The 23,365-nt window shown below is 74.8% G+C and carries 21 protein-coding genes; 4 read left to right on the plus strand and 17 right to left on the minus strand.

Annotated elements, in window-relative coordinates:
• Positions 1–38: 38 nt before the first annotated feature.
• Positions 39–1,178: a Vms1/Ankzf1 family peptidyl-tRNA hydrolase gene (locus AB0H82_RS06455; protein ID WP_362989448.1), complete on the plus strand. Its 1,140-nt coding sequence runs from the start codon at positions 39–41 to the stop codon at positions 1,176–1,178.
• A gap of 253 nt (positions 1,179–1,431) precedes the next feature.
• Positions 1,432–1,935, plus strand: a complete 504-nt coding sequence (locus AB0H82_RS06460) for an SPW repeat protein (protein WP_362989450.1) — start codon at positions 1,432–1,434, stop codon at positions 1,933–1,935.
• 100 nt (positions 1,936–2,035) lie between these two features.
• Here AB0H82_RS06460 and AB0H82_RS06465 read toward each other — a convergent pair whose 3' ends face one another.
• Both AB0H82_RS06465 and AB0H82_RS06470 read right to left on the minus strand, forming a co-directional pair.
• The gene (locus tag AB0H82_RS06465) at positions 2,036–2,494 is read right to left on the minus strand and encodes a DUF6098 family protein (protein WP_362989452.1); all 459 of its coding nucleotides are present in this window, start codon (positions 2,492–2,494) and stop codon (positions 2,036–2,038) included.
• A gap of 79 nt (positions 2,495–2,573) precedes the next feature.
• The gene (locus AB0H82_RS06470; protein ID WP_362989454.1) at positions 2,574–3,599 is read right to left on the minus strand and encodes a DNA topoisomerase IB; all 1,026 of its coding nucleotides are present in this window, start codon (positions 3,597–3,599) and stop codon (positions 2,574–2,576) included.
• Positions 3,600–3,805: 206 nt separating this feature from the next.
• Between AB0H82_RS06470 and AB0H82_RS06475 the strand changes: the two genes are divergently transcribed.
• Positions 3,806–6,343 carry an ATP-dependent Clp protease ATP-binding subunit gene (locus AB0H82_RS06475; protein WP_362989456.1) on the plus strand — a complete coding sequence of 846 codons (2,538 nt, stop codon included), beginning with the start codon at positions 3,806–3,808 and terminating at the stop codon, positions 6,341–6,343.
• Here AB0H82_RS06475 and AB0H82_RS06480 read toward each other — a convergent pair.
• The 6 genes from AB0H82_RS06480 to AB0H82_RS06505 form a co-directional block, all read right to left on the minus strand.
• Entirely contained in the window at positions 6,319–6,588 is a 270-nt protein-coding gene (locus tag AB0H82_RS06480) for a DUF6480 family protein (protein WP_362989458.1), read from the minus strand. The genes AB0H82_RS06475 and AB0H82_RS06480 overlap by 25 nt on opposite strands.
• 60 nt (positions 6,589–6,648) lie before the next feature.
• Positions 6,649–7,554 carry a glycosyltransferase gene (locus tag AB0H82_RS06485; RefSeq protein ID WP_362989460.1) on the minus strand — a complete coding sequence of 302 codons (906 nt, stop codon included), beginning with the start codon at positions 7,552–7,554 and terminating at the stop codon, positions 6,649–6,651.
• Between the two features lie 41 nt (positions 7,555–7,595).
• Positions 7,596–8,471, minus strand: a complete 876-nt coding sequence (locus tag AB0H82_RS06490) for a glycosyltransferase (RefSeq protein ID WP_362989462.1) — start codon at positions 8,469–8,471, stop codon at positions 7,596–7,598.
• Positions 8,468–9,484 (minus strand): glycosyltransferase family 9 protein, encoded by a 1,017-nt coding sequence (locus AB0H82_RS06495; RefSeq protein ID WP_362989464.1) that lies wholly within the window; start codon positions 9,482–9,484, stop codon positions 8,468–8,470. Before AB0H82_RS06495 ends, AB0H82_RS06490 begins: the two co-directional genes overlap by 4 nt.
• Positions 9,468–10,442: an NAD-dependent epimerase/dehydratase family protein gene (locus AB0H82_RS06500; protein ID WP_362989466.1), complete on the minus strand. Its 975-nt coding sequence runs from the start codon at positions 10,440–10,442 to the stop codon at positions 9,468–9,470. The genes AB0H82_RS06495 and AB0H82_RS06500 overlap by 17 nt, the downstream gene beginning before the upstream one ends.
• 115 nt (positions 10,443–10,557) lie before the next feature.
• Entirely contained in the window at positions 10,558–11,304 is a 747-nt protein-coding gene (locus AB0H82_RS06505) for an SDR family oxidoreductase (RefSeq protein ID WP_362989468.1), read from the minus strand.
• Between the two features lie 438 nt (positions 11,305–11,742).
• On the opposite strand from AB0H82_RS06505, the gene AB0H82_RS06510 reads away from it, so the two are divergent.
• Entirely contained in the window at positions 11,743–13,167 is a 1,425-nt protein-coding gene (locus tag AB0H82_RS06510) for an MFS transporter (RefSeq protein ID WP_362989662.1), read from the plus strand.
• Here the strand turns inward: AB0H82_RS06510 and AB0H82_RS06515 are convergent.
• The 9 genes from AB0H82_RS06515 to AB0H82_RS06555 form a co-directional block, all read right to left on the minus strand.
• Positions 13,133–14,242, minus strand: a complete 1,110-nt coding sequence (locus tag AB0H82_RS06515; protein WP_362989470.1) for a glycosyltransferase family 9 protein — start codon at positions 14,240–14,242, stop codon at positions 13,133–13,135. The genes AB0H82_RS06510 and AB0H82_RS06515 overlap by 35 nt on opposite strands.
• Positions 14,243–14,244: 2 nt before the next feature.
• Positions 14,245–15,663 carry a D-glycero-beta-D-manno-heptose 1-phosphate adenylyltransferase gene (gene rfaE2, locus AB0H82_RS06520; protein ID WP_362989472.1) on the minus strand — a complete coding sequence of 473 codons (1,419 nt, stop codon included), beginning with the start codon at positions 15,661–15,663 and terminating at the stop codon, positions 14,245–14,247.
• Positions 15,660–16,310, minus strand: coding sequence for an SIS domain-containing protein (locus tag AB0H82_RS06525; protein ID WP_362989474.1), 651 nt, complete (start codon positions 16,308–16,310; stop codon positions 15,660–15,662). Before AB0H82_RS06525 ends, rfaE2 begins: the two co-directional genes overlap by 4 nt.
• Positions 16,311–16,458: 148 nt before the next feature.
• Entirely contained in the window at positions 16,459–17,742 is a 1,284-nt protein-coding gene (locus AB0H82_RS06530) for a glycosyltransferase (RefSeq protein WP_362989476.1), read from the minus strand.
• Entirely contained in the window at positions 17,739–18,704 is a 966-nt protein-coding gene (locus AB0H82_RS06535) for a glycosyltransferase (RefSeq protein ID WP_362989477.1), read from the minus strand. The genes AB0H82_RS06530 and AB0H82_RS06535 overlap by 4 nt, the downstream gene beginning before the upstream one ends.
• Entirely contained in the window at positions 18,701–19,813 is a 1,113-nt protein-coding gene (locus tag AB0H82_RS06540; protein ID WP_362989479.1) for a glycosyltransferase family 9 protein, read from the minus strand. Before AB0H82_RS06540 ends, AB0H82_RS06535 begins: the two co-directional genes overlap by 4 nt.
• Positions 19,810–20,517 carry an HAD family hydrolase gene (locus AB0H82_RS06545; protein ID WP_362989481.1) on the minus strand — a complete coding sequence of 236 codons (708 nt, stop codon included), beginning with the start codon at positions 20,515–20,517 and terminating at the stop codon, positions 19,810–19,812. Before AB0H82_RS06545 ends, AB0H82_RS06540 begins: the two co-directional genes overlap by 4 nt.
• Positions 20,514–21,626, minus strand: coding sequence for a glycosyltransferase (locus tag AB0H82_RS06550; RefSeq protein WP_362989483.1), 1,113 nt, complete (start codon positions 21,624–21,626; stop codon positions 20,514–20,516). Before AB0H82_RS06550 ends, AB0H82_RS06545 begins: the two co-directional genes overlap by 4 nt.
• Positions 21,626–23,287, minus strand: a complete 1,662-nt coding sequence (locus tag AB0H82_RS06555) for a carbamoyltransferase C-terminal domain-containing protein (protein ID WP_362989485.1) — start codon at positions 23,285–23,287, stop codon at positions 21,626–21,628. Before AB0H82_RS06555 ends, AB0H82_RS06550 begins: the two co-directional genes overlap by 1 nt.
• Positions 23,288–23,365: the final 78 nt, after the last annotated feature.

The following is a 23,365-nucleotide window of genomic DNA, read 5'->3' on the forward strand; positions in this document are numbered from 1 at the left end:
GCCGGTCGCGGAACGCGGCCCACAAGGAGCGAGTCACCATGCGTCTTTCTTTTCTGCAACCACTCCTGGACCGGCCCGGCCCCTGGGCGACGGTGTACTTCGACCCCGGTCAGGCGGACGAGTCGGGCGCCAAGCGCCGTGAACTGTCGGTACGGGAGGTATGCCGGACCCTGGAGCAGGAGGGTGCGGACGAGGCCACCGTCGCGGCGGTCCGCGACAACCTGTCGTCGCTCTCCCCCGCCGAGGACCCGGCGGGCCGCGTCGTCTTCGCCACCGGCGGCGAGATCGTGCTGAGCCACCGGCTGTCCCGGCGCCCCCAGGGCGAGTTCGCCTGTTGGGCCCCGCTGCCGCGGCTCACGCCCCTGCTGGAGCTGTGCGGCCAGGACCCGGTGAGTCTCGTCGCCTACATCGACCGCACCGGCGCCGACTTCGAGCTGCGGGCCGCGGCAGGACCGCAGGACTCCGGGCACGTGGAGGGCGAGCAGTGGCCGGTGCACCGCACCGCCACCTCCGACTGGTCCGAGCGGCACTTCCAGCTCAAGGTGGAGAACACCTGGGAGCGCAACGCCGCGGAGATCGCCGAAGCGCTGGCGGCGGCCTACGAGGAGTCGGGCGCCGACTTGGTGGTGCTGGTGGGCGACCCCCGCGAGCGGCCGGCCGTGCGCGACAAGCTGCCGGAGGCCGTGCGCGCCGTGACGGTCGAGACGGAGCACGGTGGCCGCGCCGCCGGTTCCGGCTCCGCCGCGCTGGAAGAGGCCATCGAGAACGCCTGCCGGGAGCATCTGCACCGGCGCGTCGACGACGCGCTCGACCGCTTCCGGGCGGGCCGCGTCGGCACCGACCGGCCCACCGACGCCGTGGAGGGCGTGCCCGCCGTGGTGGACGCCGCGCGCGAGCACCGCATCGACACCCTCCTGGTCCGGCCGGACGGGCCCGACCTGCACCGCGAGATGTGGGCGGGCGCCGACCCGGACCAGGTGGCGGTGCGCCGGACGGACGCCGAGGCGCTCGGCGACGGCTCCCCCGTCTCCGTACGCGCCGACGACGCGCTGCTGCGTTCCGCGGCGGCCACGTCCGCCGACGTCCTGATCATCCCGTTCGAGGAGGTGAGCGACGACATCCCGGCAGGAGGACTCGGCGCCCTGCTGCGCTGGACGTACGAACCGAGTGCGGTCTGAGAGTCAGGCACCCGCGAGAGGGAGGTGCATCGCCATGGACCGAGGCAGCAACCCGGTGAGTCCGCGCCAGGACGACGAGATCACCGAAACCGTGCGCGCCATCGGTGCCGCACCCTCGGGCTGAGGCACGGCCCCGGCCCCGTCCGCACCAAGAACCACCTAGTTGGAGGTGGACGCAGTGACAACGTCCCCCAGGTCCCCGTCCGGAATGCCGTCCGGAGCCCCGTCGTCGATGTCAGGAGCCCACGCCCCCATGTCCGGGGCGCCGTCCTCCATGGACACGCACCCCGACATCGTCGACATGCGCGCCCGTCACGAGAGTGCCGAGCGCGCGGCAAGCACACCCAAGGTGCAGGCCATCGACGCGCTGGCCTTCCTCACCGGCCTCTATCTGGCCGCCTCTCCCTGGATCGCGGGCTTCAACCAGTTCACGCGGCTGTCGATGGTCAATCTGATCGTCGGCATCGCGTACGCGCTCCTGATGAGCGGCGGCTTCGGCCGGGCCTACGAGCGCACCCACGGCATGGCGTGGGCGGCGTGCGCGCTGGGCGTCTGGACGATCGTCGCGCCCTGGGTCATCGCGGGTGACGCCACCACCACGAGGACCGTCGTGAGCAACGTCATCACGGGTGCCGTGGCCGCCCTCCTCGCCCTGGCCGCCAGCGCGGCCGCCCGGGCGGGAGACAAGTCCGAGGCGTCGCACGGAAGGGCCGGCGGTAAAGGCAGGAGGGGCATGAGCCGCGCCGGTCACGACTGACCGGCCGGCCACGACCGACCGGTCGGTCCTCCACCACCGACCGGTCGCTCCCTCCACGATCGCGCCCCGCGGCACCTGCCGCGGGGCGCGGTCGTGCGGGTCAGCCGTCGACTTCGTTCGTACGCCGCAGAGGCCCCCAGCCGCCCGCCTCGCGGGCCACCTTCTCGCGGGCCTCGTCGATCATCCTCGTGTCGATCCAGGCCTTCGGCTCGACGTCGTCGACCAGCGGCTCGTTGTCGGGGCCGCGGGCGGCCTCGTGGCCGAGCAGCACCCAGGGGCGGACGCCCGGGCCCTTCTCGCGCGGCAGATGCGAGTAGTCGTGCAGGCGGCGGGCCACCCACAGCTCGACGGGGCGGTCCTCCCACCACGGTTCGACTCCGAGCGGGTTGGCCGAGAGGCCCGGCATGCGGACACCCGTCAGGTCGTCCCTGCTCATCACCCTGCCGAGGTCCGTGGCGGGGCCGCGGGACCAGCGCACGTACAGACCCTCGTGGCGTTCCACGAGACGGGCCAGCTCCTCCAGCGTGTGCAGGACCGGCAGGTCGTCCGAACCGCTCATGCGTGTGGTCACTCTCCTTGTCGCCGTTGCTCCCCTTGTCGGGCTTCTCCTTGGCGGGCCTTTGGCCTTCCCGCCCATCTCACGTCAGCAGCCGCAGTACCGCCTCCTCAATGGCCCCTTGGGTCGCCGGACGGCCGAACGTGGCGCCGTCCCCCAGCCGGTCCAAGGCCTCGGCGATCGTGCGGCCCTCCTCGAAGAGCTCGATGACGCGCGGGTTGATGTACGAGGCACGGCAGACCGCGGGCGTGTTGCCGAGGTACTCGCTGACCTCGCGGACCGCCCGGGTGACGGCGCGTTTGCGCGCCGTCCGGGACTCGTCGGCGACCTGCACCGACACCGCGAGGGCGACCGCCGCGAGGACGGTGGCGTGCCAGACGCGGAAGTCCTTCGCGGTGATGTCCGTGCCCGCGCGCTCCCGCAGGTAGTCGTTGAGTTCGGCGGCGCGCAGCTCGTGCCAGGCTCCGCCCTGCCAGTAGGTGAACAGCCGCGGGCCCTCGGTGTTCCGGCGCAGCAGGGCGCGCAGCACCTTGCAGGCGGGCGGGTCGACGAGGGCGCGCGTCTGCGTCTTGGAGTACTTCGCCGGATACGTGACGCAGACCTCGCCGCTCCGGCAGGAGACGTGCTCCTTGAGCAGGGTCGTCAGTCCGTAGGTGCCGTTGTCCCGCCGGTAGGACTCGTTGCCGATGCGGAAGAAGCCGAGGTCGAGGAGGCGGGCGGCGCAGGCGAGGACGCGTGCGCGGCTGAGGCCGCGGCCCTCCAGATCCTCCGCCACGTGTGCGCGCACCTTGGGAAGCGCTGCGGCGACCTCCAGGACGTGCTCGTGCTTCGCCGTCTCCTGCTGTTCACGGAACCGCGGGTGGTACAGGTACTGGCGCCTGCCCGCGGCGTCGGTGCCGACGGCCTGGAGGTGCCCGTTGGGCCAGGGGCAGATCCAGACGTCCCGCCAGGCCGGCGGGATGACGAGCCGCCGCAGGCGCTCCTTCTCCGCGGGGTCCGTGACGGGGCGGCCCGAGGCATCCGTATAGCGGAACCCGCGTCCCGAACGGACGCGGGTGATCCCGGGCCCGTCGATGTGGCTCGTTCTCAGTCGCCGCTTCTCACCCATGTCCCAGGAGTGCCCCCAAAGCGTGGCGGCAGACTTCGGAGCAGGCCGTTCGGCGGAGTGCGCCGCGGGCACGCCGGGCCGTCACGGGCGACGATCGTAGGCGGGACGCCAGGAGTGACGAGGGTGACGACTGGGCACCCGGAGCGGACACGACACGATCAGGCACGAGGCTGTCCCGGCGGGCCGGGACACCGGAACGGACGGCTATGAGCAGCGGTTTCATCGGGCCCGAGGGATTCGGGCAGGACCCCTTCGGGGAGCTCTTCGCGCGGTTCCTCGGCAGCGGGCGGCGGCAGATCGACATCGGCAGGCTGATGAGCGGCCCCGCGCGGGAGCTGGTGGCCGCGGCGGCCTCGTACGCGGCGGAGCACGGCAAGAGCAACCTCGACACGGAGCACCTGCTGCGGGCGGCGCTGACCATCGAGCCGACCCGCGGTCTGGTCGCGCGTTCCGGGGCCGATCCCGAGCAGATCGCCGAGGAGATCGACCGGCACTCCGCGGAGACCGAGGGCGCCGTGCCCACCCAGGCGGTGGCGCTCACGCCGGCCGTCAAGCGGGCGCTGCTCGACGCGCACGAGGTGGCCCGGGCGGTCGGCGCCGGGTACATCGGGCCGGAGCACATCGTCATGGCGCTGGCCGCCAACCCCGACTCGGCGGCGGGCCACATCCTCAACGCGGCGCGCTTCGACCCCGGTCCGGCCCCGCAGCCGCCGCAGGGCCGGCCGGGCCCCGCCGAGCAGCGGCAGAGCGGTGGCGGCGGCACGGCGACGCCCACCCTCGACCGGTTCGGGCGGGATCTGACGGCGCGGGCCGCGGAGGGCGGCGTGGACCCGGTCATCGGCCGTGAGGAGGAGATCGAGCAGACCATCGAGGTGCTCTCCCGGCGCGGCAAGAACAACCCGGTGCTCATCGGTGACGCGGGTGTCGGCAAGACCGCCGTCGTGGAGGGGCTCGCCCAGCGGATCGCCGACGGCGACGTGCCGGACACCCTCGCGGACCGGCGCGTCATCGCGCTGGACCTGTCGGGCGTGGTGGCGGGCACCCGGTACCGCGGTGACTTCGAGGAGCGCCTGAACGGCATCATCGAGGAGGTGCGCGCCCACTCCGACGAGCTGATCGTCTTCATCGACGAGCTGCACACCGTGGTCGGGGCCGGCGGCGGCGGGTCCGAGGGCGGGTCGATGGACGCGGGCAACATGCTGAAGCCCGCGCTGGCCAGGGGTGAGCTGCACGTCATCGGGGCGACCACCCTGGAGGAGTACCGCCGGTACATCGAGAAGGACGCGGCGCTCGCCCGGCGCTTCCAGCCGATCCTGGTGGCGGAGCCGACGGCCGCGGACGCGGTGGAGATCCTGCGCGGCCTGCGCGACCGCTACGAGGCCCACCATCAGGTGCGCTACTCCGACGAGGCGCTGCTCGCCGCCGTGGAGCTGTCCGACCGCTATCTGACCGAGCGTTTCCTGCCGGACAAGGCGATCGACCTGATGGACCAGGCAGGAGCCCGGGTGCGGCTGCGGGCCAGCACGAAGGGCACGGACGTGCGGGCGCTGGAACGCGAGGCGGAGCAGCTGGCCCGGGACAAGGACCAGGCGGTGGCGGCGGAGCAGTACGAGCGGGCCACCGAGCTGCGGGACCGCATCAACGACCTGGTCCGGAAGATCGCGGCGGGTCAGGGCCGCGAGCCGGGTGACGGGCAGATCGTCGAGGTGACCTCCGACGACATCGCCGAGGTGGTGTCCCGGCAGACGGGCATTCCGGTCAGCACCCTCACGCAGGAGGAGCGGGACCGCCTCCTCGGCCTGGAGGAGCACCTGCACGAGCGGGTCGTCGGGCAGGAGGAGGCGGTGAGCGCCGTCGCGGAGGCGGTCCTGCGCTCACGCTCGGGTCTGTCGAGCCCCGACCGGCCCATCGGCAGTTTCCTCTTCCTCGGTCCCACGGGCGTCGGCAAGACGGAACTGGCGCGGGCCCTGGCCGAGGCGCTGTTCGGCAGCGAGGAGCGGATGGTCCGCCTCGACATGAGCGAGTTCCAGGAGCGGCACACCGTCAGCAGGCTCGTCGGGGCGCCGCCCGGCTACGTGGGCCACGAGGAGGCGGGACAGCTCACCGAGGCCGTACGCCGTCACCCGTACTCGCTGCTGCTGCTCGACGAGGTGGAGAAGGCCCACCCGGACGTCTTCAACACCTTGCTCCAGGTCCTCGACGACGGGCGGCTGACCGACGCCCAGGGCCGGACGGTGAACTTCACCAACACCGTGATCGTGATGACGAGCAACCTCGGCTCCGAGGCGCTCACGGGGCGCGGCGCGAGCCTCGGGTTCCGGGCCGACGGGACGGAGGCCGACGAGGAGGCGCGGCGCGAGCAGGTGCTGCGGCCGCTGCGCGAGCACTTCAGGCCCGAGTTCCTCAACCGCATCGACGAGATCGTCATCTTCCGGCGGCTGACGGACGAGCAGCTGAGGCAGGTCACGGACCTCCTGCTTGAGGAGACCCGGCGCAGGCTGCACGCGCAGGACGTGGCCATCGAGTTCACCCCGGAGGCGGTGGACTGGCTCGCCCGGCGGGGTCACCAGCCGGAGTACGGTGCGCGTCCGCTGCGCCGCACGATCCAGCGCGAGGTGGACAACCGGCTCTCCAGGCTGCTCCTGGACGGCAAGCTCACGGCGGGCAGCCAGGTCCTGGTGGAGGTCGCGGACGACGCGCTGAGCGTGCGGGTCACGCGTCACAGCAGCAGCACGATCGCGTAGACGAGGAAGAACGCGGCGATCAGCACCCCCAGGCCGATGATCAGGGCCAGCGGCCCCTTCCCCCAGCCCTTCGGAGGGTTGTAGGTCTCCTCGGGCCCCGCCCCCGGCATGCTGCTCTCGGCGGGCGGGGTCTCCCCCGGCGGCACGCTCCCGCCGGGTTCCAGTCCTGTGGCGTTTCGCGGGTCGGGGTCGGGATCCGGGTGGCGGGGGTCGGAACCCGGGTCCGGTTTCTGGGAAGGGCTCATGTGATCCAAGTTCCCACGACTTCTGGTGGCTCACCTCTCCACGGCTCACCTCTCCACGGCTCAGCCGACGTAGCGGCGTGCCGTCGAGTGGCGGCGCGCCTTCTCCAGGGCGACGAGGCGGTCCTCGATCGGCGGGGGCACGGGGGCCCGCTGCCGGAGGACCCAGGGCAGGCCCGCCACCGCCCGGGCGACGGCACGCAGGGAGGGCCGGTCGCGCGGCACGGTGCGCAACAGGTGGCCGGTGCGGCGCAGCGCCGAGGGCCAGGGGCGGCGCAGCCAGGTGAACCACAGGGTGTTGCGCAGGCCGAGGACGCGCCGGTCGGTGCTGTCCCGGACCGTCGACGCCGCGTGATGGACGGTCAGTTCCGGTACGTAGCTCAGCCAGTGCCCCTGTGTCAGGAGGTCGGTGGCGAGGAGTTCCTCCTCACCGCCGAGCCACAGCCCGGGGTGGAAGCCGCCCGCGTCCCGGAAGGCGTCGGCTCTGATGACGGTCGCGGCGGCCAGGAACGAGCCGAGGGCCGGTCCTGGCAGCCAGTCGGGTCCCGAGAGCGGGGAGTCGCGCAGCTCGGCGACGACGGGGTCCTCCTCCCCCGACGGTTCGACCACGATGCGGGCCGTCACGGCCGCGAGCGCCGGGTGCGCGTCGAGGTGGTCCGCGGCGCGCCGCAGCGATCCCGGGTCCCACCAGCTGTCGTCGTCGCAGAACGCCACGTACGGCGTGCGGACGTGGCGGACGGCGAGGTTGCGCCCGACGGCTCCCAGGTTCCGACCCGGCCGCAGCAGTCGGACCTCGGGGAAGTATCGGGCGACCGCCTCGGCCGTGCCGTCGCTCGACGCGTTGTCGGTGACGATCACGTGGGGCCGTTCGGGGAGGTCCCGCAGGGTGCGCAGGGTCCGCAGCAGTTCGCGGCGGCGGTCCTTGGTGATCACGACGACGGTCGTACGGGGGTCGGTCTCGTGCGTCATCTGCACTGATCCTTGTCGGAACGGTTCGGGAGAGGTGGTGGTCAGGAAGGGGCCCGGTCCAGCAGGCGGGCCGCGGACTCGATGCGGGCGGGCAGCGGTTCCCGGGCGCTGAGAGCGGCGGGGAGGCGGACGAGTACGCCTTTGAGGGCGCTCGCGGCGTCCCGTTCCCCGCGGGCGGCCGCCGCGGCGAGGTGCGCAGTGCCGCGCAGGGCCACGTGGACCGGCCGCCGGAGCCAGGCGGTGAGGAGGGCGTTGCGCCGCTGCACCGCGGAGCGGCCCGGCCGGGTGGCGGGGTCGGGGTGGTGGTGGGCGGTCACGGAGGGCGCGTAGGTCACGCCCCAGCCACGGGCCGCCAGGTCGTAGGCGAGCAGGGTCTCCTCGCCGCCGAAGAACAGCACCCGGTGGTAGCCGCCCGCCTCCAGGAAGGCCGCGCGCCGGGCCACCGCCGCGCAGGCGAGGAAGCCGAGTACGGGGCGGCCGGGCAGGTCGTGGACGGGTGGCAGCGGCGACTCGGCGAGTACGCGGTTGAGCGGGTCCTCGTGGGTCTCGGGGCCGACCAGGGTGCGGGCGGCCAGGAGCCCGAGGCGTGGATGCGCGTCGAGGAGGTCGGCGGCCGTGTCGAGGGCGCCGGGGGCCCACCAGGAGTCGTCGTCGCTGAAGGCCACGTACGGCGTGGTGGCGTGCCGCACCGCGAGGTTGCGGCCGAGGGCTCCGGTGTTGCGTCCGGCCTCGACGACATGGGCGCCGACGGGGTGGGCGCGCACCGCGTCGGCCGTCGCGTCGGTGGAGCCGTTGTCCACGACGACGACGGGCGGCCGCTCCGGCAGCGCGGCGAGCCGGTCGAGGGTGCGCAGCACGCTCTCGCGGCGGTTCCTGGTGATCACGGCGACGGTGGTGCGCGGGGGACCTGCGCTCACGTGCTCTCCTTCAGAAGTTTCCGCACCGCGCGCACCACGTCGTCCGGCGGTGCCGCGGTCAGGCCCGGGCGGCCGGTGTCCGCGCACACGTCCTGGTCCCCGAGGAGCACGGCGGGCACGCCGTAGGGGCTGCGCCGTTCCGCGGGTACGTCCTGGGGGCCGACGGAGACGACCGGGGTGCCGGTCGCGGCGGCGAGGTGGGCCGGGCCGGTGTCGCCCGCGACCACGACGTCGGCCGTGCGCAGGACGCCGGCCAGGGTCCGCAGGTCGGTGCGGCCGCCGAGGTCGACGGCGGTGTCGCCGCTGACCCGCCGGGTCAGGGCGGTCTCCTCGGGGCCGCCGGTGACGACGACGCGGTGGCCCGCGTCGGCGAGCAGGGCGACCGTCTCGGCCGCGCGTCCGGCGTCCCAGGCGCGGGCGGGTGCCGCGGTGCCCGGGTGCACCACGACGTACGGGCCGTTCCCGGTGAGGCCCGTCGTGTCGGGGGCCGGGAGCACGCGGAGCCGGCCGTCGTCGCCGGTCCTGGGTGAGAAGCCGAGGGCCGCTGCCGTGTCGAGCGCCGCTTCGGCGTCGTGCCTGCCGGGCAGCCGCCGGTGGTGCACGTCGATGAGGCTGCCCGCGTGGTCGGTGCTGTCGGCCCCGATGCGGGGGACCTGCGCCATGCGCAGCAGGAGCGCGATGGGCAGCGGGCTCTGCTCGAAGGACGTGACGACGAGGGCGACGTCGTACGCCGCGTCCCTCATGCGCGTCAGCAGGCCCTCGACGTCCGCCTCGTCCACCGACGGCGGCCGGTCGCCCTCCCAGGGCGCCTCCCAGACGAGGACTTCGTCGACGTGGGGCAGCAGCCCGGCGGCGGGCGCGCCGCGCGGCCCGCACAACATCGCCACGTGGTCGGCCCTCGTCGCGACGGCGCGGACGGCGGGCCCGGCCAGGAGCACACCGCTCATGCCGTCCAGGCAGACGACGAGCGCCTTCGCCACGCTCCCCCGCAGGTCGTCACCAGGAGCACGCATGGCGTACGCCTCCCTCGGCACTCGGTGCGTCTGGTCCGCCGTTCTGGAAGTGGGCGATGGTGCGCTTGAGCCCGTCGTCCAGGGAGACCTTGGGCGTCCACCCGAAGAGTTCGTGGGCGAAGCCGGTGGCGGGCGCGGGGGGCTCGACGGCGTCGGCGCGCGGCCCGGTGAACTCAGGGCGCGCGTCGGAGCCGGTGAGCTCCAGGACCCGTCGGGCGATCTCCGCCAGGGTCGGCCCGGGGTCGCCGCCGATGTCGACGGGCCGCACGGAGCGGCTCGCGGCGACCAGGAGGACACCGTCGACCGTGTCGTCGACGTAGCACAGCGAGGGTGTACCGCCGCCGTCTCCGGCCACGGTCACCGGTCCCCCGCTCAGCGCCTGCCGGATCAGGTCGGGGATCAGCCGGCCGTCCTCGGCGTCCATGCGCGGCCCGTACGCGGGGAAGACGCGCACGATGCCCGCGTCCGCCTCCTTGGCGCTCACGTACGCGGTGGTCAGCGCCTCCGAGAAGCGCTGGGTCTCGTCGGCGGGCCCGGCCGGGTCGCCGTGGGCGGGGCAGGTGGACGCCAGGAGGAAGCGGGCCCCGTCGCGCTCGGCGACGGCCAGGGCGTTGCGGGCGCCGAGGCTGCCGGCGTCCAGCGTCTCCAGGGGGCGTGCGGCGGCCGCCGGGGCGGGGCACGCGAAGTGCACGACCAGGTCGTAGGGTCCGGGGAGGGTGTCGGCGCAGCCGGGTCGCGCGAGGTCCCGTTCCAGGACGCGGAACCCCGGGTGGTCCGCCAGGTGCCGGACGTTGCGGGCCGAGCCGGGCGACATGTCGTCCACGCAGTCGACCGCCACGCCCGCGTCCAGCAGCCGTTCGCACAGGTGCGAGCCGAGGAAGCCGGCTCCCGCGGTGACCATGGCCCTCTCCCACGGGGGCGGTGGCTGCGGCGCCATGGAGAACATCGTCGGCGTCATGGGCTGAACCTTCCTTCCGCTTCCGGGTGGGCAGCGCCTCAGGTGCCCGCCGGGGCGGCTTTCAGACACGGACGTCCGTAGGTCCGTCACTCCTCCGCGGGCGCGAGCGGGCCCCTCACGGCCAGGACGGCTCCCTGCGCGGTACGACGACCAGCTCGCCCACCACGCTGCCGGCCGGGACCGACAGGGCGTACAGGACCGTGTCGGCGACGATGTCCGGGCTCTGCAGCATGCTCACGTCGGCGTCCGGGAAGCGCTCCATGATGAACGGGGTCTCCATGCCGCCCGCGATGATCCCGGTGACGCCGATGCCCACGCAGTCGCGCTGGGCCTCCTTGAACAGCGTGTGGGTGAACGCGCGCAGACCCGACTTGCCCGCCGCGTACGGTCCCGCCTCGGTCCAGGTCCGGTTCGCGGCGGTGGACAGGATGTTCACAATGTGGCCGCCGCCGCGGGCGATCATGCGCCGGTACGTCTCCAGGCACAGGTACATCGGCCCGAGCAGGTTGGTCTCGACGACCCGCGTCACCTCGTCGGCCGTCAGGTGCTCGATCGGCTTGGAGACGTCCACGGCCGCGTTGTTCACCAGGATGTCGAGGGGGCGGCCCGCCTCGTCCAGGTCACGGAAGGCCGCGGCGACTCCCGGGGCGTCCCGCACGTCCATCTCAAGGAACCGGGCGTCGAGACCCTCGGCGGCGAGCTCGTCGCACAGCTCGACGGCCATTTCCTTGCGGACGTCGGCGACCAGGACCGTCGCGCCCGCCGCGGCCAGTTTCCTGGCGATCGAGGCGCCGAGGCCTCTGGCCGAGCCGGTCACGAGAGCCTGCTTGCCGTGGAGGTCGACCTGTGGTGCGCCGCCCATGCCTGTGCCTTCCGTCGTTCCCGTTGACGGCGGTGCGCTCCGCGACCGCCCCGCTTCCCACTGTGACGGCCGGTGCGGAGTCCGGCACCTCGGGCCGGGCGACGGGCGGGCGGCGCGCGGCTGTGGCGCCCCTCACGCGCGGAGGGCCCGGAAGAGGGGTCACGGGGCCGCCGGAAGACCGTGTGAGCAAGCACACCAGAACCGCCAAATCCCTTGCGGGGGAACGATTTTGTGCCCGTTCGGCGTCGCGTCCGGCAGAGCCGTCCCGAAGCGCGGCGAACCGGTCTGCCACCATGGTCATCGCCGTACTTCCGGGGCGTCCACGCGCCACTTGGCGCACCCCGCCGACGCCCCTCCCGCAGCGCGGCGCCCCAGACAGATCCGGTGGAGTGACCGCGCAGTGCTGCCGGTGTTCCGAGCTCCCGCCGAGACCTCCGCCTGAGTCCGTCCCTCCGGACTCACCCCGAGTCTTCGAGTGCCCCTGTGTCTTCTTCTCCCTCCTCTCCTGCCCCGCCGGTGTCCGCTCATGCCTCCGCGTCCGCATCCCGGTCGCCGTGGCGGTCCCTGCGGTACCGGAGCATGCGCTGGTGGTCCGTCGCCAACTTCGTGTCGAACGCCGGCACCTGGATGCAGCTCACCGTGCAGAACCTCCTGGTCCTGCAGATCACCGGCTCCGCCGCCGCCACCGGTCTCTCCATGTCCGTGCAGGCCGCGCCCGCGCTGCTGATGAGCCTGGTGGGCGGTGCCGCCGTCGACCGCTGGCCGCGCAAGCTCACCGCCTCCGTCAGCCAGGCGCTGCTCGGCGCCGTCGCCTTCACGACGGCCGTCCTCGTGGCGACCGGCGGACTCGACCTGACGGTCCTCATGGTCCTCGCGGCCGTCACCGGCGTCATCGCCACGGTCGACGGGCCCGCGTGTGCCCTGCTGGGCAACGACCTCGTGCCGCCGGAGGACGTGCCCTCCGCCATCGGCGTGGGCTCGCTCGTGCACAGCGCGGGCCGGCTCGCCGGTGCCGCGCTCGGCGGTGTCACGGTCGGCTTCCTCGGCACGGCCGCCGCGTACGCCGCCAACGGAGTGTCGTTCCTCTTCGTCGCCTCCGTCATCCCCTTCCTCCGGCCCGCGTACGGGGCGGTGCGCCAGGCCGGGGCCGGCCGGTCCGTCGCTCCGGTGCCGACAGGGCCGGCGCCGACCGGGCCCGCGCCGGTGGGCGAGCACATGACCGTCCGGCAGGGCCTCGCGTACTTCATGCGGCGGCCCCGGCTCGTGGCCCTGGCGGGGGTGACCGGCGTCAGCGCGGTCTTCGGGCGGAACTACAACCTCACGCTCGCCGTGCTCGTCACCGGGCCGCTGGCCGGCGGCGCCGGGTCGTTCGGCACGGTCTCCACCGTCCTCGCCGTCGGCGGCATCATCGGCGCGGTCCTCGGCGCGCGGCTGCGGAAGCCGTCCGTGCGGCTCGTGGGCACGCTGGCCGCCGCGGGGGCGCTGCTCCAGGTCGTGGCGGGCTTCTCCCCGTCCTTCGCCGTGCTGCTGGTCCTCGTCCTGCCGATGGCGGTCGTCGAGTCCGTCTCCGACACCGCGGGGACGACCGTCCTGCAGACCGACCCGCCCGCCCACCTGCGGGGCCGTGTGCTCGGCGTGTGGGGCAGCATCAGCACCGCCTGGGGCCTCGGCGGGCCGCCCGCGCTCGGCCTCCTCATGGAACTGGCCGGCGCCCGCGGCGCCCTCGTCTCCGGCGGCCTGATCATCGCCGGATCCATCGGAGCGGGGTTCCTGCTGCGCAGGCGCCAGACCACCGAGCCCGTACTCCTGCGCAAGAACGGGCGCGGCGTCACGGCGCAGCCCGCCCTGGAAACGGCGGCCTGACCCGTCCGGCGACGGATTCCCTCGCGGGGAAGTCTGTCAGGGGCGCGGGGAACCGGGACTGATCCGGCTCCGGTAAGGACCCCACCGCGGCGAGCACCTCCTCCGGAGTGATCCGGAGGAGGCGTTCGTCCGGCTGCGTGCCGTGGGCGTCGCCCGGGCGGGAGGCGTCGTCGGTGTCCGGGTGCCACAGCGCCCGGTGGCGGGGGTCCGCCGGTGGGCCCCACAGGCGGGGTGCCACGGGGCCGAAGAGGACGACCGAGGGGGTGCCGAGTGCCGTGGCCAGGTGGGCCAGGCCGGTGTCGCCGACGATCACGCAGCGGGCGTGGGCCACGACCGCCGTCAGCCGATCGAACGGCACATCCGCGGCGCCGCCCAGCACGGCGTCCGCCGGCAGCCCCGCGTGCGACGCCACGTACCGTGCCGTCGTCTCCTCCCCCGCCCCTGCCGTCACCATGACCTTGTGCCCGTGGGCGACCAGTCCCCGGGCCACGGCGGCGAACCGCTCCGGCGGCCAGCGGCGGGCGCCCGCGTCGGCGCCGGGGTGGACGACGACCGCGCCGGGTGCCGGTGACGGCGTCGCGGGCGACGGGATCCGTACGTCCGCGGGGTCCGCGTCGATGCCGTACCAGGACAGCAGCCGGCACCACCGGTCCCGCTCGTGCTCGTCGTCCCGCCATGCGGGCCCCTCGATGCCGGGTGTGTCCGGGTGCGCGTACGCCAGGAGCCGTCGGGGCCGCAGTCGTTGGAGGAGCAGGTGGCTCGGGGGGCCGTTGCCGTGCAGGTCCACGGCCAGGTCGGGGGGCGGGCCCGGCCAGGGGAGGCCGGACGGCACCGCCCGGCCCGGGGCCGACGCGGGCAGCAGCCGGTCGACCAGGCCGGTGGCCAGGGCGGGGCCGGTGAGCCGTTCCGGCGCGGCCAGCACCGTCTCGTACGCCGGGAAACGCCGTCGCAGGGCGCGCAGCGCCGGTACGACGGTCAGCAGGTCCCCGAGGCCCAGTGCTCGCAACACCAGGACTCGGGGGCGGTCCGGCGCCGGGGAGTCGTGCCGCGGCGGTCGCGTGGTCTCTTCGGTCACGTTCAGGGGCGCCTCTCGGCCGAGGGTGGGGCCGGCCGGGCCGGCGTCGCGGCCGCGGCGGCCCGGCGGGCCAGCAGCGTGGTGGAGCGGCCGTCGAGGTACGGCAGGACGACGGCCTGTCCGCCCCACGCGCGCAGGGTCCCGGCCTCGGGCAGGTCCTGGACGGAGTAGTCGCCGCCCTTGACCCACACGTCGGGCCGCAGCCTGCCGAGCAGTTCCTGCGGGGTGTCCTCCTCGAAGACGGCCACGGCGTCGACACTGCCGAGCGCTTCGAGGACACGGACGCGGTCCGCCTCCTGGTTGAGCGGCCGCCCGGGGCCTTTGCGGCGGGCGAGCGACGCGTCGGAGTTGAGGCAGACGATGAGGCAGTCGCCGATGCGCCGGGCGCTCTCCAGCAGGCCGACGTGGCCCGCGTGCAGGAGGTCGAAGCAGCCGCCGGTCGCCACCACCGTGCCGCCGCGCGCCCGTACCTGTTCCGCGAGGGCGAACGCGTCGGTGCGGGGCTCGTCCTCGGCGCGGTCTTGGGGCGTCGTCCGCCACAGGGACGGGTTCGTGGCGCCGCCCGCGGAGACGAAGGCGGCGGCCTCCGCGACGGCCCGCTGCAGCGCCTCCTCCGGGAGGGCCCCGTCGGCGAGGGCGGCGGCCGTGGCGGCGGCGAAGCAGTCACCGGCGCCGCACGGGTCGCCGCTCGCGCGGTAGGGCGCGGGGATGAGCATCGGCGTGCCGGAACCGGGCCGGGTGAGGAGGACGCCGCGCTCGCCCAGGGTGACGGCGACTCCGGCGACCTGCCAGCGGTCCGCCAGTTCCACGCCCCGCGCCGCGTACGCGCGCAGCGTCTCGTCGTCGCCGGGGCACAGGGCGCGGGTCTCCGCCGCGTTCGGGGTGACGAGCCGCGCGCCCGGAACCGGCGTGTCGCCCTTGGGGTGCGGGTCCCACACCAGTGGGGTGCGGGGGGTGACGGCCGCCAGATGTTCGCGTACGGCGCTCGCGGTGTGCCGTCCGTAGTCCGCGACGAGGACCGCGTGGGCATCGGCCAGCGCGTCGCGCACCGCGGCGTCGGGCTCTCCCGGCGTGCCGCCGCCCCGGTCGAAGCGCACCAGCGGGCGGCCGGACGCGAGGACGCGCGTCTTCACCGGCAGGGTGCCGTTCAGCGGCAGCTCCACCAACCTGACCCGGCCGCTGAGCGCGCGGCGCACCGCTTCGCTCGCGGGGTCGTCGCCGAGTGCGGTCACCAGGGTCACATCACGGCCGCCGCGTGCCGCGAGGGCGGCGGCGAGTCCGGCGCCGCCGGGGTGGCGCCGGTCGACGGTGACGTCGACGACGGGCGCGGGGGCGTCCGGGGAGAGCCGGGTGGCGACTCCTTCGATGTCCTCGTCGAGCAGGACGTCCCCGACGACGACGAGCGGCTTCGGCGCGGTCACGAGACGTTCCCGTTGACGGGGATCACGGTGCGGGGCGCGACGCGTCCGGCCGTCGCCACGACGGGTTCGGAGAGTGCCGCGTCGAAGGCTTCGCACAGCAGGTGGACGGCGACGAGGTGGGCTTCCTGCACGGTCGCCGTGGTGTCGCCCTCGATGTACAGGACCTCGTCGGCGGCTTCGCCCACGGGGTTCGGGCCCGGCCCTGTGAGCGCCCAGACGCGCAGTCCGGCGGCCCGGCCCGCGACCGCCGCCGTGATCAGGTTGGCGCTGCGCCCTGACGTGGACAGCAGGACGAGGATGTCGCCGGGCCTGCCGTGGGCGGAGACCTGGCGGGCGAACACGTGGTCGAAGCCGTAGTCGTTGCCGATGGCGGTCATGCTGGATGTCTCGGCGTGCAGGGAGATGGCGGAGTACGCCGGCCGTTCCTGCCGGTAGCGGCCGACGAGTTCGGCGGTCAGGTGCTGGGCCTGGGCGGCGCTGCCGCCGTTGCCCGCGGCGAGGAGCCGGCTCCCGGCGGGCAGTGCGGCGGCGAGCCTGCCGCCCCAGTCCGCGATCCGGCCGAGGCCGTCCCGGCGCAGCCGGCCGAGCGCTTGCTCCAGTGCCCGGCAGTGCAGCTGCGCGGCGTCGAGTGCGGGGGATTCGCTCATGCTGGTCGGGCGTGCGGCGTCGCTGAGGACGCCGGGGGCCCGCACCTCCTTCGGGTGTCGGTGCTGCGCGATCGGCCGGCGGAAGCCGGCGGCGGTCGGGAGCGCCCGCGGTGACCGGCACCGGTCACCGGGCTGTCCGGTGCGTGCCTCACACCGCTCCGACCCCCGTCACGAGGGACTTGGCGTCGAGGACTTCGCAGTAGGCCGCCTCGGTGGCCGCGGCGACCTGGCCCCAGCCGTACCGGCGCAGGACCCTGCGCCGCCCCGCCTCGCCGCTCGCCTCGCGCAGCGCGGGGTCGGCGAGGAGTTCGGCGACCGCGCGGGCCAGGGCCTCGGGGTCCCGGGGCGGCACGAGGCGGCCGGTGGCCGGGTCGGCGACCGTGTCCAGCTGTCCGCCGACGGCGCTGGCGACGACCGGTCTGCCGCATGCCATCGCCTCCAGCGGCACGATGCCGAACGGTTCGTAGTCCGCGGGGCACAGCACGACGTCGGCCGCGCGCAGCAGCGGCGGCACGTCGCCGCTCGGTACGCCGCCGGTGAAGCGGACCCGGTCGGCGACGCCCGCCTCGCGGGCGAGCGCGCGCAGCCTGCGGACCTCGGGGTCCTCGGCGATCCTGTCGGCGGGCGGGCCGCCGACCACGACGAGTTCGGTCTCGGGCAGCTGTGCCAGCGCGGCGACGGAGACCGCCGCGCCCTTGCGCGGCACGAGGCGGCCCAGCTGGAGCAGCTGGTGGCGCTGGGCGCCGCGCTCGGCGACCGGCCCTCGCGGGGTGAACAGTTCGGTGTCGACGCCGCACGGCACGATGCCGACCTTGGCGGCGGGGACGCCCATCCTGCCCAGCTCGGCGACCTCGTCGCGGCAGGTGGCGATGATCCGGTCGCAGCCGAGGCCCACCTCCGTCTCCAGCGCGATCCGCTGGGGCGGGCTGGGGTCGGCGAGCTGCTGGTGGCGTCGCTTCACCGTGCCGAGGGCGTGATACGTGTGCAGCAGGGGCAGGCCGGCTTCGCGCGTGGCCCACAGCGAGGCGAGTCCGGACATCCAGAAGTGCGAGTGCACCACATCGGGCGGCCGGCCGCGCCAGACCCGCGCCAGATGGCGGCCGAACTCGCCCATGTGGGGCAGGAGTTCGTCCTTGGGTATCTGCTCGGGCGGGCCCGCGGGCACGTGGTGCACCTGTACTCCGGCGCGCAGCGCGACGCGCTCGGGCAAGTCGGGCGCGTCCCGGCGGGTGTAGACGGTCACCCGGTGGCCGCGGTCGGCGAGCGCGCCGGCGAGGCAGGCCACGTGCACGTTCTGGCCGCCCGCGTCGACGCCTCCGAGGGCGGCGAGCGGGCTCGCGTGTTCCGAGACGAGTGCGATCGACAGCACGCCGGGGCCGACGGGTTCGGCGCCGAGGACGCCGGAGTCGAGGGGGCCGAGGGTCGAGGTCATGAGATCGCCTCCGTCAGCACGCGCTCCCAGTCGTCGAGGAAGCGCTTGAGTCCGTACCTTTCGAGAGCGGCCTGGCGGGCGCGTGCGCCGTCCTCGGCCGCGGCCTCCGGTTCGTGCAGGTAGTGCCGGGCGGCCTGCGCCAGTACCTCGGGGCGGGTGGAGAGGGTGCCCGTGCCGCGCGGCACGGCCTCGACCGCCTCCGTGGTGGCGAGCGCCACGACCGGCATGCCCAGGTGCATGGCCTCCAGCAGGGAGAGGCCGAGGGACGTCCAGCGCACCGGGTGCAGATACAGGCGGCGCTCGGCGAGTGCCGCGTGCAGTTCGCTCTGCGGCAGGTCGGCGGTGCGGCAGCGGTCCTCGGGGAGGCCCAGGTGCTCCGCCAGGCCTTCGGTCCGCATGCCGAAGACATCCAGGGGGGCCGCCTCGCTCAGGTCGGTGAGGAGGTCGGTGCCGGTGTAACGGCCGCGGCGCACCGGTTCGTTGACGACGACGGCGGCCCGGTCGAGGCGGCCGGTGTAGAGGTGACCGGGGTCGACGATGCCGTGCTCGATCACCTCGGTGCGGGTGGTGCCGTTGTCCCAGAACAGCCGGTTGAAGTGCGTGACGTGGACGAGCGTGAGGTCGTCGCGGTCGGCGCACGGGTGCCGGGTGTTGGGCACGTCGCCGTCCGGTGCGTTGTGCTCCAGGTACACGGCGGGCACGTCGCGTCCGGGCCGCCGGCCGCCGAGCCGGCGTTCGGCCAGCTCGGGTTCGTGCGGCCGCTGGAAGAGGACGAGGTCGACCTCGGCGTCGCGCAGTTCCTCGGGCGTGACCTCGCGCACGGAGTCGGGCCAGGCGAACGTCCGGGCGCGGCCGAGGCCGTCGGGGCCGCGGTCCGGTGTGACGGGAACGAGGTAGGTGTGGGGCCCCTGCACGAACGAGGTCGTCCAGGAGCCGTGCACGTGCCACAGCAGGATGTTCATACGGTCGCTCCTCGTTCGGTCACCGGTCGCGGAGGCGTCCGGTGGACGGTTGTGCGGTCGGCGTCGGCGATGTCGGCGGTCCGGGCGGCATCGGAGATGAGTGCCGCCACCGCGGCGAGCACCTCGCCGTCGCCGATGCCGTCGAGACAGGGGTGGCCGGGCACCGGGCAGGTCCGCGCCCTGGTGTCCGCGCACCGCTCGCGCTGGTCGCCGAGCAGGATGTGGCGGACGCCGTACGGGCCCCAGCGCTCGGCCGGCACCACCGGCGCGAACAGGCTGACGACGGGGGTGCCCACGGCGGCGGCGAGGTGCCCGGGCCCTGTGTTGCCGACCACCGCCACTCGTGCCGCCGCGAGCACGCCCGCCAGGTGCCGCAGGTCGGTGGCTCCGCCGAGGTCGAGGCCGTGCCGTCCGGCGACCTTCGCGGTCAGCTCGCGCTCCCCAGGACCGCCGGTGACCACGACCCGGTGCCCTGCGGAGGCGAGGGCCGCGACGGCACGGCGTGCCCGGTCGGGGCTCCAGGCGCGGGCGGGCACGGTGGCCCCGGGGTGGAGCACCACATAGGGTTCGCCGCCGGTGAGGGGTGTGGTGTCGGGCGGTGTGGTCACCCGCAGGGCCCCGTCGTCGCCGGGCGGCAGCGCGAAGCCGGACGCCTCGGCGAGGTCGAGGGCGGCCCTGGCCTCGTGGCGGTGGGGCAGCCGGTGGTGGCGCAGGTCGAGGAGGGCGCCCGGGTAGTCCTCGCTGTCGGCGGCCGTCCAGGCGACTCCGGCGAGCTTGAGGAGCAGCGCGACGGGCAGCGGGCTCTGGTGGTAGGAGACGAGGATCAGGGCCCGGTCGAAGCGTCCTGCCGTCATGGTGTTGAGCACCTGGCGCGTCGCCTCGCGCGACACCCGCGCGGGCTCCAGGCCCACCCAGGGGGCGTCGTACACCAGCACGTCGTCCACGCCGGGCAGCAGCTCGCCCGCGTGGACGCCCTGCGGCCCGCAGAGCAGCGCGGTGTAGGAGGAGCCTGCCGCCACGGCACGCACGGCGGGCCCGGCGAGCAGCACGTCGCCCGCGCTGTCGAGACGTACGACGAGCGTGCGCGGAAGGGACGGGGTGCCGGTCATCGCCGCTCCCCCTCCCCCGCACCTGTGCCCGCCCCGGGCGCGCACACGGCTGCCGCCGGGCGGTCCGCGCCCCGCCCGTCGAGGACGAGGCGGACCGCGGTGAGCAGGTCGGGGGCCACGGTGTCGGCCGCCTCGATCTCCTCGGCGCGGGTGACCGGGGTGGGAACGAGGACGCCGCGGGCTCCGGCGGCGCGGGCGGCGTCCGTGTCGGCCCCGATGTCGCCGATGACGGTGGTGCGCCCGGGCGGGACGCCGAGCCGTTCGCACGCGGCGAGCACCAGGCCGGGCGCCGGTTTGCGGCAGCCGCAGCCGTCGCCGGGGCCGTGCGGACAGATGGCCCAGACGGCGAAGGGTCCGAGGAGGTCCTCCACGCGCCGCCGCACCGCGTCGACCTGGGCGCGCGTCAGCAGGCCACGGGCCACGCCCGACTGGTTGCTCACGACGCCGACCGGGATGCCCGCCGCCCGGACGGCCCGGACGGCGGCGCGCACGGTCGGTGCGAGCCGCACCAGCGCGGGGTCGCCGTTGTAGGGCACGTCCTCGACGAGGGTGCCGTCGCGGTCGAAGAGGATCGCCGCGGGCAGGTCCGGGTGGTCGCCGCGCGGGGTCGCCACCGCCCCTCGGGGGCCGTCGATCAGCCAGGGCCCTTCGCGGCCGTGGGCGAGGGTGTCCGTGCGCGGGGTTTCCGGAGGGCGCCGGCTCATCGGCGCACCCGTTCCTCGTGGGCCGGCCGGACCGGCGGGGGCGAGCCGTGTCCGGGCACGGCCGGGTGCGGGCCGAGCTGTTCGACCCGTCGGTGCACGGCCTGTCCGCGCAGCCAGTGCCAGACGGCAGCGGGCGGGATGAGCACGCTGGTCAGCGCCATGGCGGTGACTTCTTCCCGGTTCCGCGGCCCCGGCAGGATCCGGGCGAGGGCGAACTCGGCGGTGCCGGCCAGCCAGCCGGCGGCGCAGAGGGTGGCGGCCCCCGGCCTGCGGAGCGCGGCGCAGGCGAGGGTCCCTGCGGCCGCCGCGGTCACCGCGATGTGGCGGTGCAGCCGGCCGCGCGGCGCGGCGGCGCGGGCCCACCAGTCGGGTCCGTGCAGCCGCGTCATGAGTACGTCGTCCGCGTTGCCGGCCTGCACACGCACGGAGACCCAGCGGTCGGCGGGGCGTACGGGGTGTGCCGTGGTGCGCGTTCCCGCGTCCACCGTCCAGCCTGCGGCGAGCACCCGCAGCGCGAGGTCGGCGTCTTCCCTGAAGGCGCGCCGGAACCGCTCGTCGAAGCCGCCGACGGCCTCCAGGGCCTCGCGGCGGTACGCCATGTCCGCGGTGATCCACCGGGCGGTGGCGAGCCCCGCGGTGTTGCGTTCCCAGTCCGTGGGCCTGCGGTCGTCGGGGAGCGGGACGTCGATGTGGGCGGTGACCGCGGCGTCGCGCGGGGCCGCCGCGGCGAGGTCGAGTGCGAGGTCGTCGCACCAGGTGGGGCCGGGGACGACGTCGTCGTCGAGGAAGACGATCCACGGCACGCGCCCGGCCGCCCGCCATCCCGTGTTGCGGGCCGCGGCGGGCCCGCGGGCCTTGCCCTCGACCACGGTGGTGAAGGGCCGCAGGGCGGCCGGGACCTCGACCGGCAGCGGGGTCGTGCCCTCGGCTCCCGGCCGGTCGTCGACGAGGATCACACGGTCCGGTGCGGGTCCCGCGGCGTCGGCGAGGGCGCGGAGGGTCACGCGCAGGCTCGGCCGTCCGAGAGTGGGGATCACCACGGCGTACGTGCCTTCGGGGGTGTTTCCGTTCCGCTTCTTGTGGCCGGTCGTCTTCTTGTCGGCGGTCATCAGGCACCGCCGCCTTCGGAGCCGCGGAAGAGGTCCTGGCGGCGGATGGCGTACGGGCCGATGGCCAGCAGGTCGACGGGCGAGGAGCCGAAGCACTCCAGCGCGTCGCGCGGGTCGTCCACCATGGGGCGGCCTGCCGTGTTCAGGCTGGTGTTGACCACGACGGGCAGCCCGGTGAGCTTCTCGAACTCGCCGAGCATGCGGGCGACCAAGGGCTCCTGCACCGGGTCGACGGTCTGGATGCGGGCGGTTCCGTCGACGTGGACGACGGCCGGGATCCGGTCCCGCCAGGGTTCCGCCACGTCGTGCACGAAGAGCATGTACGGGCTGGGCATCGGCCCGTCGAAGATCTCCGGGGCGCGGTCGGCGAGGACCATGGGGGCGACGGGCCGGAACTGTTCGCGGCCCTTGACGTCGTTGAGGCGTTCCAGGTTGCCCGCGTGCCCGGGGTGGGCCATGAGCGAGCGGTGGCCGAGCGCCCGTGGGCCGTACTCGGACCGGCCCTGGAACCAGGCGACGATCCGGTTCTCCGCCAGCGCCCGCGCGACCGTCGCGGCGATGTCCGCGGGCCGCTCGAAGGTCACGGCGGCGGTCTTCAGCCAGGCGCCGAGTTCGGCGTCCGACCAGTCGCGGCCGAGGTCGGCGCCGGTCATGGGCTCCGTCGTGACGCCCTCGCCCGCGGTGAGGAGCAGCGCGCCGCCCAGTGCCGTGCCCGCGTCGCCGGCCGCGGGCTGCACCCACACCCGGGAGAAGGGCCCTTCGCGGGCGATCCTGGAGTTGGCGACGCAGTTCAGCGCGACGCCGCCGGCGAGGGTGAGCACGTCGTGATGCGTCTTGCCGTGCAGCCAGCGTGCGAGGTCGAGCAGGGTCTCTTCGAGGACGGCCTGAGCGCTGGCGGCCACGTCCGCGTGGTCCTGGGTCCACGGTTCGTCCGCGCCGCGCGGCGGGCACAGCTCGTGCCACGGCACGGCGGTCGCGCGGAACCCTCCGTCGCCCGTCGGATACACGTGCCGGCGCAGCTCCGGGAGCATGCGGGGGGTGCCGTGGGAGGCGAGGGCCATCACCTTGAACTCGTCGGAGGAACGCAGGAATCCGAGGTGCCCGGTGAGCTCTTCGTAGACGAGGCCGAGCGAGTGCGGCAGGTCCTGGGCGTACAGCGGCTCCAGCTTGTCGCGGACGCGTCGGGCGGCGAGGTGCGAGGCGCGCTCGCCGCGGCCGTCGAGCACGAGGACCGAGGAGTCCTCCGCGTCCGGCGCGGCGAAGGCGCTCGACGCGGCGTGGGCCATGTGGTGCGGTACGAAGCGGACGATGCCCGGATCGAGCCCCGGCAGCGCCGTCCTGAGGAAGTTCGGGGCCTCGCGGGCGTAGGTCTGGCGCAGGTGGTCCCAGGGGTCGTCGAGGCCCATGGACTCGGCGGGCCTGGCGAGTTCGGGGTCGTAGGAGTAGGCGACCGCGTCGAGGTCCTCGGGCCGTAGGCCGGCCCTGCTCAGGCACCAGGCGGCGGCCTGTTCGGGCAGTTCCCAAGCCGAGAACGGCAGGGGCCGTTTGCCGTGTTTGCGCCGGGAGAACCGCTCCTCCTCGGCGGCGGCGACGGTTCTGCCGTCGATCACGAGGGCGGCTGCGGGGTCGTGGAAGAGGGCGTTGATTCCGAGGACGCGCATGGAGTGTCCGAGATTCTGTCGGCGGTCCTTGGCCCGTGTCCGGTGCCGCGGTCGCGGGCGCGTGGGCGCACGTCCGAC

The organism is Streptomyces sp. NPDC050732 (assembly GCF_040654255.1).
Lineage (GTDB): Bacteria > Actinomycetota > Actinomycetes > Streptomycetales > Streptomycetaceae > Streptomyces.

What these genes read in the sequence shown, in the direction of transcription:
- AB0H82_RS06480 (WP_362989458.1), bottom strand. Translation starts at nt 6,588, where the DNA reads ATGAGCCCTTCCCAGAAACCGGACCCGGGTTCCGACCCCCGCCACCCG.
- AB0H82_RS06495 (WP_362989464.1), bottom strand. Translation starts at nt 9,484, where the DNA reads ATGCGTGCTCCTGGTGACGACCTGCGGGGGAGCGTGGCGAAGGCGCTC.
- AB0H82_RS06500 (WP_362989466.1), bottom strand. Translation starts at nt 10,442, where the DNA reads ATGACGCCGACGATGTTCTCCATGGCGCCGCAGCCACCGCCCCCGTGG.
- AB0H82_RS06455 (WP_362989448.1), top strand. Translation starts at nt 39, where the DNA reads ATGCGTCTTTCTTTTCTGCAACCACTCCTGGACCGGCCCGGCCCCTGG.
- AB0H82_RS06470 (WP_362989454.1), bottom strand. Translation starts at nt 3,599, where the DNA reads ATGGGTGAGAAGCGGCGACTGAGAACGAGCCACATCGACGGGCCCGGG.
- AB0H82_RS06535 (WP_362989477.1), bottom strand. Translation starts at nt 18,704, where the DNA reads ATGAACATCCTGCTGTGGCACGTGCACGGCTCCTGGACGACCTCGTTC.
- AB0H82_RS06475 (WP_362989456.1), top strand. Translation starts at nt 3,806, where the DNA reads ATGAGCAGCGGTTTCATCGGGCCCGAGGGATTCGGGCAGGACCCCTTC.
- AB0H82_RS06465 (WP_362989452.1), bottom strand. Translation starts at nt 2,494, where the DNA reads ATGAGCGGTTCGGACGACCTGCCGGTCCTGCACACGCTGGAGGAGCTG.
- AB0H82_RS06545 (WP_362989481.1), bottom strand. Translation starts at nt 20,517, where the DNA reads ATGAGCCGGCGCCCTCCGGAAACCCCGCGCACGGACACCCTCGCCCAC.
- AB0H82_RS06505 (WP_362989468.1), bottom strand. Translation starts at nt 11,304, where the DNA reads ATGGGCGGCGCACCACAGGTCGACCTCCACGGCAAGCAGGCTCTCGTG.
- AB0H82_RS06485 (WP_362989460.1), bottom strand. Translation starts at nt 7,554, where the DNA reads ATGACGCACGAGACCGACCCCCGTACGACCGTCGTCGTGATCACCAAG.
- AB0H82_RS06555 (WP_362989485.1), bottom strand. Translation starts at nt 23,287, where the DNA reads ATGCGCGTCCTCGGAATCAACGCCCTCTTCCACGACCCCGCAGCCGCC.
- AB0H82_RS06530 (WP_362989476.1), bottom strand. Translation starts at nt 17,742, where the DNA reads ATGACCTCGACCCTCGGCCCCCTCGACTCCGGCGTCCTCGGCGCCGAA.
- AB0H82_RS06540 (WP_362989479.1), bottom strand. Translation starts at nt 19,813, where the DNA reads ATGACCGGCACCCCGTCCCTTCCGCGCACGCTCGTCGTACGTCTCGAC.
- AB0H82_RS06550 (WP_362989483.1), bottom strand. Translation starts at nt 21,626, where the DNA reads ATGACCGCCGACAAGAAGACGACCGGCCACAAGAAGCGGAACGGAAAC.
- AB0H82_RS06525 (WP_362989474.1), bottom strand. Translation starts at nt 16,310, where the DNA reads ATGAGCGAATCCCCCGCACTCGACGCCGCGCAGCTGCACTGCCGGGCA.
- AB0H82_RS06460 (WP_362989450.1), top strand. Translation starts at nt 1,432, where the DNA reads ATGTCCGGGGCGCCGTCCTCCATGGACACGCACCCCGACATCGTCGAC.